Source organism: Actinomadura geliboluensis (genome assembly GCF_005889745.1).
Classification (GTDB): Bacteria; Actinomycetota; Actinomycetes; order Streptosporangiales; family Streptosporangiaceae; genus Spirillospora; species Spirillospora geliboluensis.
On record NZ_VCKZ01000365.1, the window covers coordinates 1 to 9,240 of the forward strand.

The 9,240-nt window shown below is 75.0% G+C and carries 6 protein-coding genes; all 6 read left to right on the forward strand.

Annotation, left to right across the window (positions count from 1 at the left end; genetic code table 11):
- A partial coding sequence (locus ETD96_RS45270) for a hypothetical protein (protein ID WP_205719593.1) occupies positions 1–824 on the forward strand: 824 nt, incomplete at its 5' end.
- 117 nt (positions 825–941) lie between these two features.
- Positions 942–1,640 carry a Crp/Fnr family transcriptional regulator gene (locus ETD96_RS34790; RefSeq protein ID WP_171069376.1) on the forward strand — a complete coding sequence of 233 codons (699 nt, stop codon included), beginning with the start codon at positions 942–944 and terminating at the stop codon, positions 1,638–1,640.
- A gap of 103 nt (positions 1,641–1,743) precedes the next feature.
- Positions 1,744–3,081: a tetratricopeptide repeat protein gene (locus tag ETD96_RS34795; protein WP_138640727.1), complete on the forward strand. Its 1,338-nt coding sequence runs from the start codon at positions 1,744–1,746 to the stop codon at positions 3,079–3,081.
- Between the two features lie 234 nt (positions 3,082–3,315).
- Positions 3,316–5,733: a vWA domain-containing protein gene (locus ETD96_RS34800; RefSeq protein WP_171069377.1), complete on the forward strand. Its 2,418-nt coding sequence runs from the start codon at positions 3,316–3,318 to the stop codon at positions 5,731–5,733.
- A 25-nt stretch (positions 5,734–5,758) separates the two neighbouring features.
- The gene (locus ETD96_RS34805) at positions 5,759–8,956 is read left to right on the forward strand and encodes a tubulin-like doman-containing protein (protein ID WP_138640729.1); all 3,198 of its coding nucleotides are present in this window, start codon (positions 5,759–5,761) and stop codon (positions 8,954–8,956) included.
- On the forward strand, positions 8,953–9,240 hold a 288-nt coding region (locus ETD96_RS34810; protein WP_205719594.1), incomplete at its 3' end, for a hypothetical protein. The genes ETD96_RS34805 and ETD96_RS34810, both read left to right, overlap by 4 nt.

Here is a 9,240-nt window from a genome sequence, read left to right on the forward strand (position 1 = left end):
GGTCGGGGGAGGTGCTGGCGCTCGTCCTGCGCGCCGACCCCGCCGAGGCGGCCCCGGCGCTCGTGGACGGCCTGCGCCGCCGCCGCCCGCCGGGGGACGGGACGAGGATCGGGGTCGCCGGAGGCCCGGCCGGTCCGCGGACGGGCACCGAGGTCGTCGCCGAGGCGGTCCGCCTGCTGCGGCGGCCCGGCGTCCGGGACGCCCCCTTCACCGTGGTGATGGGGGCGCTGCTGCACTGGCGGCTCCGGGACGCGCCGTCCATGCCGACGTTCCAGCGGGTCAGGGGCGAGGCGTGCGGGCCCGACCACTGGGTGTGGCCGGCCGGGGCCGCGCCCGGCGAGCCGCGCGGCCCGGTGTGCCCCAGCCCGGAACCGTGCCGAGGCCCGTGCCCCGGCCCGGAGCCGCTCCTCGCGCTCGCCCGGCGCCAGCGCAGTCTCGGGCAGCGGCGCGCGGCCGTCGAGACGTGCCGGTACCTGCTGCGCCGGTATCCGCTGACGCCCGCCGCCTACCCGCTGATGGACCTGGAGGAGCACGACGACGTCGCGTCCGCCTACCTCGCCGACGGGCTCCGCGTCGTCCGGGCGCGCACGGGGCCCGACCGGGAGCGCCTGGAGCACGAGCTGCTGCTCGCGCTGGCGGACCGCGCCTACCACCGGGGGCGCCGGGACGAGGGCGACCGGCTGGTGAACGCGGCGGCGGAGGTGTTCCCGGCGGGCGGCGCGCCGCTGCGCGTGCTGGCCCGCGAGGCCGCCCGCCGCGGCGACGGGCAGGGGGCGCGGGCGCTGCTCGCCGCCGCGCTCGCCCGGACACGGGAGGCACCGTAGATATGTGTCTCATGACCGGATCGGCCGGTGAAGAGGCTGCCATACTGAATGCCCGTCCGGGCGGCCCGGCTCCGCGGGGCCGGAGCGGCGACACGCACGTGCGCTGAGGAGACGTCGATGACGAGCTCCGGTTGGCATCATCTCTCGTTCCTCGGCCGGCTGACCCCGCCGGCCCGCAACGCGGTCCTGCGGCTCGGCATGCCCCGGACCGTCCAGCGCGACCGGCCCCTGATGCGGCAGGGCGAACCGGGCACGGAGGTGCACCTGCTCCTCGACGGCCGGGTGGCGGTCGCGCGCGGGGTGGAGAACGGCAGCGTGTCGCTGCTCGGCATCAGGCACCGCGGCGACCTGGTCGGCGAGATGGCGGTGCTCGGCGACGGCGTCCGCACCGCGACGGTCACCACGCTCGACCGGTCGATCCTGTCGGTGATCCCGGCGCAGCCGTTCATGGCGTGCCTGCACCGGCACCCGGAGGCGCTGATCGCGCTGAACCTGATGACCGGCGACCGGCTCGCCCAGGCCAACACCTACCGCGCCGACGCGGCCGGGTACGAGGTCGAGGTGCGGCTGGCGCGGGCGCTGCTGTACCAGGCATGGCGCGCGCCCGAGCGCGAGGACGGCCGGCTCGTCGTCCGGCTGCGGCAGAAGCAGCTCGCGATGCTGATCGGCGCGCAGGAGGGCACGGTGCAGAAGGCCCTCAAGGGGCCCGCGCTGCGCGACCTCGTGGTCTGCGCGCGGGGCCGGGTGGTGCTGCTGGACGTGCACGAGCTGGCCCGGCTCGCCGAGATGAAGGCGCCGTCCGAGTTGTGCGAGTGATGCGCCGCCGCGGCATCTGAGGCGATCTGGCCTTTCCCGCACTGGTGCGGGTTCCTCCGTCCGCCGGGCCGCGACACTGCGGTCACGGACGGAAGGGGGACGCATGGGGGCACGGTCGCGGCGTTCGCTGTGCGCGGCGCTCGACATCAAGGGGTGGAGCGGCCGGCTCGTACCCGAGCAGATCCGGGCCCAGCAGGCGCTGGTGACGGTGGCGATGGCGGCGTGCCGGGAGGCGGGGCTGCCGGAGCAGATCGTGCAGAGCAGCGGGGACGGCGTGCTGATCCTGCCGCCGAGCGACATCGACGAGACCGCCGCCATCCCGGCGCTGGTGGCGGAGCTGGAGGTCGCGCTGCGGCAGGAGAACCGGCTGCTGGCCGAGGACGCGCGGATCCGGCTGCGGCTCGCGCTGACCAGCGGGCTGGTGACGCCGGGCCCGGCCGGGTTCAACGGCGCCGCGGTGATCGACTGCTTCCGGCTGCTGGACAGCCCGCCGGTGAAGGAGGCGCTGGACGACCACCCGGCCGCGCAGCTCGCGGTGATCGTGTCGGACCACCTGTTCCAGGACGTGATCCGCAACGGGTTCCGGTCGCTGCGCGCCGAGGACTTCTGGCGGGTGCGCAGCTCGCTGCCCGGCAAGGGCTTCGCGATGGACGCCTGGCTGTACGTCTCGGACCGCTCCGGCGGCCCGGCCCGGGCGCCGTCCGGCACCGCGGGGGCGCCGGACAGCGCCGCCGAGGCGGCGGCCGCACCGCCGGAGGGGGTCGCGCGGGCGTGGGCCGCGCTGGAGCGGGGCCTGCCGCAGGAGGCGGTGCGGCTGCTGGCCGGCGTGGCGACCGACGATCGCGAGGGCTGGGCCGCGCTGCTGGACGTCCGGGCGGAGGCGCTGATGCGGCTCGGCGAGTTCGAGCGCGCGCGCATCGACCTGGAGGAGCTGCTCGGCGTCCGGGACGACCCGGTCACGCCGCCCAGCCCGTCGGCGCTGCTGCGGCTCGGCCGGTGCCACGTCGCGCTCGGGGCGGTGCAGGAGGCGCGGCAGACGCTGCTCTTCCTGCTGGAGCACGTCCCGTCGTCGGCGGAGGCGCACCTGGATCTCGGGCAGCTGGAGCGGCGGGCCCGGCGGTTCGCGACGGCGCAGAGCCATCTGCTGGAGGGGCTGCGGCTGATCCGCGAGCAGGCGAGGAAGGCCGAGCCGGGGGCGCAGGAGCGGCTGCTGGACGCGTTCCTGCGCGAGCTCTCGGCCCTTCCCGTCATCGACGACGCCGCGCTGGACGACGCCGCCCTGGACGGCACGTCCCAGGGCGGCGTGTCCCAGGGCGGCGTGTCCCAGGGCGGCGTGTCCCAGGGCGGCACGGTCCTCGACGGCACGGCGCTGGACGGTGACCCGCCGAGAATGGCGTCCGAATCCGGCCAGTGGCGCGGTCATTCTGATAACCGATTCTAATTCGGTGTCCGATTTAGACCGATAAGCCAATCATTCAAGCGGGGCAATCTCCCTCGCAAACGGAAAAATTAGGACAATAGGCAGCTTTTGATCTTCCTTCATCTGGAAGATCGTTAATCCGTAACAGTCGGATAACTAGCGTCGGGTCGCGAGATGCGGCCCGGTCATCATCGGGAAAGTTCGGGGCGTACGGGGGACGATCCACCATTGCAGGGGCTCTGGAGAATGATGCGAATGACGGGGCGTGCCTACGCGTGCCCGGTGCGAATCACCATGGCGGCGGTGGTCACCGCCGTCCAGTTGGGGCCGCTGGCCGTGCCCGCCGCCGCGGCGGGCACGGCCGGGCCGGCCGCCGCCCCCGAGCCGACCCTGATGGACGTGTCCATCCTGGTGGACGAGTCGGGGAGCCTGTCCGACGCCGACGTCCGCGAGGAGATCGAGGCCGCCACCTCGATCGCGCTCAGCGGGCTGAACCCCCGCAGCCGCGTGTCGGTCTACGGGTTCGGCAGCCAGAACGAACCGGGACAGAACGCGATCACCGAGGCGTGCCCGCCGACCGTTCTGGACAGTTCCGTGAAGAAGGACGCGCTCGGCGCGTGCATTCGCAAGATCCATCGGCGCGCCGACGGTGAGGGAAACGACACCGATCACGCCGCCGCGCTGGCCAAAGGGCTCAGCGCGCTGAACGGAGGCGGCCCGGAGGGGGCGCTGAAGGTCGTCTTCCTGCTCACCGACGGCCGCCTCGACGTGCACCGCAGCCCCCATTACGGACGCATCGAAAACGACCGCAACCGGGAGGCGCAAAAGCAGGTCGAAACCCAGCTGGCGCTCGCCGCCGCCGGGCGCGTCCAGGTATGGCCGCTCGGCTTCGGCGACGGCATCGACCGCGCGGCGCTGGACCGGTTCGCCGCCGGCGGGTACCAGGGCGCGTGCGACGGACGGACCGCGTCCCGGCCGAAGGCCCGCGTCGTCCGCGACTCCGGGGACGTGGTGCGCTCGCTCACCGACGCGTTCGCCGCGGCGGGCTGCGCCGGTGTCAGCCGCAGCGACGAGACGACCCTCGGCCCCGGCCAGACCCGGGAACTGAAGATCGACATCCCCATCATCGCGACGGACGGCAACATCACCGTCGCCAAGGGGGACCCGCGCGTCCGGGTGGACTACGTCCAGCCGGGCGGCGCCGCCGTCGTGCCCAACGGCAGGTCCGGGCAGTCGGAGTTCAAGCGGGCCGGGGAGAACGCGGGCGTCGAGACGCTGCACATCGTCAACCCGCGCAACGGCACCTGGACGATCCGCCTCACCGCGCCCGACAAGCTCGCGAAGCAGCTGGTCAGCGCCACCGCCATCTGGCAGGGCGCGGTCAGCGCCTCGCTCGTGGTCGAGCCGCCCAGCGCGCGGACCGGGCAGCCGCTCACCGTGCGGCTCTCGCTCGTCACCCGGCAGGGCGCGGTCACCGACGCCAAGGCGCTCAGCGGGCTGAACTTCACCGTGCAGGCCACCGGGCCGTCGCTCGGCGCGCCGCAGAGCATCGTCATCCGCGACGACGGCAAGGCCCCCGACGACCGGGCCGGCGACGGCCGGTACGCGGGCACGCTCACCGCGCCGAGCCAGCCCGGCGACCTCACCTTCACCGGGGTGGTCAGCGGGTACGGCGTCCACGCCGACAGGCTGCCGGTGACCGTGGCGGTCAGCGCGCAGGCCCCCGTGCTGCAGGGCCGCGTCGAGTTCTCGCCCGACCCGGTCGTGCACCCCGGCGCCGAGGTGCGCGGCAAGGTCACGATGGAGAACGCGGGCGCCCCGGTCCGCGGCCGGATCATCATGGACGGGGCCGGGCAGGCCGGCGGGGCGACGCTCGGCGGCGGCACCGACCTGGCGATCGGGACCGGCACCAGCACCCGCCCGTTCACCGTCCGGTTCCCGGAGGACGCGGCGCTCGGCGGCACCTCGATGACCGTCAAGGTGGTCGACGCGGCCGACCTGTCGAAGGTGTACGCGAACGGGCAGCTCACCGTCACCGTCGAGGACCCGCCCGGCTGGCTGGAGCGCCACCGGTACGCGATCGCGGGCGCGGTGCTGCTCCTCCTCGCCCTGGCGCTGCTGCTCCACCTGCGCCGCCGCGCCTGGAAGGCCGGGGTGGACGTCCGGTGGCTGCGCGCGTCGCTCCGGCAGGACGGCGAGGAGCTGGCCCGCCTCAAGGCCCCGTCGAAGTGGGCGCAGGAGTTCCGGTTCGTCGTGCACGACGGGACGGCGGGCGAGCCGGGGCTCGACTACCCCAGGGCGGGCGACCGGCCCGTCCGGGCCCGCCGCGGCGCGCCCGGCAAGGTCGTCGTCCAGCTGCCGGACGGCCCGCGCTACGAGATCGCCGTCGGCGGCGACGGGGAGCCGCTGGAGGAGACCGGCCTGACGCTCGCCTTCAGCGACGACCGGCCGCGCCGCGCACGGCCCGGCCGCGGCGCCGCGCGCCGGACCGGCACCCGGCGGGACGCCCCCGGCCGCACCGCCGCCGGCCGTACCGCGTCCGACCGAACCGCGTCCGACCGCACGGCGTCCGACCACACCGTCCCGGACCGGGGCGGCGACACCTCCGGCGAGGCGCGGACCGAGCCCGCCACGACCGCGAAACCGGCCTACGAGGACGACCCCTGGCTCTAGCCCGCCGATGACAAGGAAGCCCCCCATGAAGCTCTACCAGTCAGTTCTTTTCGTGGGACTCGGCGGAACCGGCTGCCTGATCGGGGCGGAGCTGGAGCGCCGGCTCCGCGAGGAGTTCTGCGGCCCCGACGGCACCGCGTTCCAGCGGGTCCGCGAGGACGCGCTGCCCTACCAGCTGCCCGACTGCACCCAGTTCGTGTACGCCGACGTCAACCAGGCCGACCTCGACCGGCTGCCGGCCAGCGTCGTGCCCGGCCCGCAGCACGTCCCGGCGGTGCAGCGCACCGCGCACTACGTCCGGGGCCTCGTGCCTCGGGTCGACACCTACCCGGAGGTGGCCCGCAACCTGCGGCTGACCGCCGAGCGCGAGGTCGCCGCGTGGCTGCCGCCCGACGTCGGGGAGCCGCGGGTGACGCCGCTGCAGCGCGGCGCCGGCCAGCTGCCGACGATCGGCCGGGCCGCGCTGTTCGAGACGTTCCGCAGCGGCATCGCGCACGCCACCGCCGACCTGAACAACGCCGTCGGCCGGCTGTCCGGGCCGCAGGCCGCCACCGACCTCTACAAGATCGGCGGCAGGTCGAGCAACAAGAACGCGGTGGACGTGTTCGTCGCGTTCTCCGTGGCGGGCGGCACCGGCGCCGGCATCTTCTACGACTACCTGCACCTGATCGGCGAGCTGTTCGAGCGCACCGACCTGCGGCCCAAGATCTACCCGCTGGTGCTGATGCCGTCGGCGTTCGTGGACGGCCTCGGCGGCGGCCGCCCCGCGCAGCTCAACGCGGGCCGGGCGCTGCTCGACCTGTTCCGGCTCGTCGACCGGCAGAACGGCGGCGGCGCCCGGCGCGACCTGCGCGGGCACACCTCGCACGCGCCCGTCGACCCCGACGAGGTCGCCGTCCACTACCCGGTGGACGGCCGGATCGCGCTGCGGCCCGGCACCGCGCAGACCGGGTTCCTGTTCTGCCGCCCGGTGGGCGCCGAGCCGGGCGACCTGCGCCGGTCGGTGGTCTCGCTGATGCTGTCGCTGATCGGCACCGAGCTGGACCAGCGCGCCAGCAAGGACGGGGAGCAGCACCAGTCCTTCGCCGACAGCTTCATCAACGCCAGCGTCGACCGGCAGATCCCCGCCGAGAACGGCATCGGCGGGCGCGGCGTGTCGACCGCGCTGGTCGCGTCGCTGACCGTCCCGGTGGACGAGCTCGCCGACCTCGTCGCCGGGCGGCTGCTGCGCGCCGGGGTGGACGACCTGCGCGGCGCCCCGTCCGGCCAGGAGTCCAACCGGTCGCTGATCCAGGAGTTCCTCGCGGTCGCGAACATCTCCGAGATCTTCACCCGGCCCGCGCAGGACCACGCCGAGCCGGAGCCCGTCACCGGCGCGAAGGAGGTCACCGCGGCGCTGAACGACCGGGCGGAGGCGATGCGGGCGGCGCTGGCCCGGCTGCGGACCCGGCTCGACCGGGAGATCCCGGACCGGGTCAGCGGCTTCGACCCGCGCGACGCCGTCCCGCGGATGCTGGCCGCGACCGACCCGTTCCGGCTGACCCGGGCGCTGTTCGGCAACCCGGACGCCGCCGACGAGGTGGAGCGCGGCGGCGCGGTCGGGCTGCTGCAGCGCCGCCGGGTGGAGCCGCCCGCGCCGGAGGGCCTCGGCCCGAACCCGCCGCCGCTGCCGACGCTGCGGGACCGCTCCCTCGGCATGGTGAAGGTCAAGTGGACCGACCCGGACCCGGTCGAGGCGCGCGAGGACCAGGACCGCTGGTATCGCTGGCGCACCCACGTGCAGTGGACGGAGCCCTGGTCGCAGCTCGCGCCGCGCTGGCGCAAGCCGCTCGACCAGGTCGAGGCGGTGCTGCGCGGCCTGACCCGCGCGCTCGGCGAGCAGGCCGCGCAGGACCGCGACCGGTTCCGGGACCGGGCCGCGGACCTGTCGAAGTCCCGCGTCGGGGTGTCGTACCTGCTGCCGCCCGGCGGCGAGCTGGAGCAGTTCTACACGCGGGTCGTCCGGCGGATGACCGACGACCTGGTCGGCAAGGGGCAGCTGCGGCCCAGCGCGTCCGGGGCGGAGCTGCTCGCCCTGCTGATCGGCGGGGACGGCTGGCGGGAGGCGTACCGGACGGCGTGGGACAGCAACCCCGAGGCGGCCGTCGCGCAGCTGCGCGAGCGGGTGAAGGCCGAGGTGAAGACCTACTTCCGGATGGCCGGGCAGGGCCGCGCCCCGCTGCTGCCGACGCTGCACGACCTGCTCGCGCAGGCCGCCGGGCAGGCGCCCGGGGAGCTGAGCGAGGCGGAGCTGGAGGAGTTCCGCGGCAAGCTCGCCGGGCTGGTGCCGGCGAACTTCAGCCCGCAGGGCACCGGCCGGCTGAAGGTGCTGGTGTCCTACCCGGCCGGGGCCGACGACCCGGCGATCGAGGCGTACCTGCGGGAGGCGGTGAACCTGCCCGCCGGACCCGACCTCGTCTACGACTTCACCCACACCACGGCCGAGTCGATCACCGTGGTGCTGTTCCGGTCGTCGATGGGCATCACCGACGTCCGCGAGGTCCGGGACGTCCTGCGGACCTGGGCCGACGCCATGGACCGGCCGCAGCGGCAGGACTACCTGAAGTGGCGGCAGCGGCTCGGCTACGACTTCGGCTACCTCGCCACCCACGAGGAGCACCGCGTGCAGATCCTGCACCGGCTGCTGTGCGCCATGTGGAACGACAAGGTGACCGTGGACGGCGACCCGGCGTCCCCGATCAGCGTGTCGGTGCGGCTGTCCGGCGGGGTGTCGATGACGCTGGAGCTGAAGCCGCTGGAGCACGCCTCGTCGTGGGGGAGCCTGCTCCAGGCGTACGAGCTGTGGACGTTCGCCGACAACGCCGGGATCCGCCGCGACTTCTGCGCGCAGCTGATGCGGGAGGCGCCCTACGGGGTCGGCAGCATGCCGAAGCCGCCGGGCGAGCTGTACCTGGTGCTGCGCGACATGGCGGACGCGCAGGTCCGCCGGATCGACGGGATGATCGGCGAGCTGCACTCCTCCAGCCGGGCCCGCGCGCTGCAGCTGCGCGACTTCTGGGTGCGCACCTACCCCGCCGCGCTCGACACCGAGTTCACCGAGGTGTCGGCCGTCCGGGCGAACCTGCGGGCGCTGGAGAGACCCGCCCTGCGCGACCCCGACGGGCCCGCCGGAGGGCCGGAACCGACCGGGGCGGAGCCGACCAGGCCGGAGTGGGAGCGATGAGCGCCGGCCCTGCCCGCGTCGCCCACCTCGACCTGCGGGACCGCGACGCCGCCGAGGCCGCGGACCTGGTGGCGGAGCTGCTGCACACCTCGCAGGACCTGGAGCTGCTGCTGGTCGTGGACACCGCGGCGGCGGTCGTCCGGCACCGGGCGGCGTTCGAGGCGCTGGACACGTCCCGGCAGGTGTCGCGGCTGCTGTGCCTGGTCGCGGGGCGCCCGCCCGCCGCGCCCGCCGCCCCCGGCGCCGACCCGGCGGTGCTGCGGCTGCCAAGTAACATCCAGCGC

Coding starts and splice junctions, on each gene's coding strand:
- ETD96_RS34805 (WP_138640729.1), top strand. CDS start 5,759: ATGAAGCTCTACCAGTCAGTTCTTTTCGTGGGACTCGGCGGAACCGGC.
- ETD96_RS34800 (WP_171069377.1), top strand. CDS start 3,316: ATGACGGGGCGTGCCTACGCGTGCCCGGTGCGAATCACCATGGCGGCG.
- ETD96_RS34790 (WP_171069376.1), top strand. CDS start 942: ATGACGAGCTCCGGTTGGCATCATCTCTCGTTCCTCGGCCGGCTGACC.
- ETD96_RS34795 (WP_138640727.1), top strand. CDS start 1,744: ATGGGGGCACGGTCGCGGCGTTCGCTGTGCGCGGCGCTCGACATCAAG.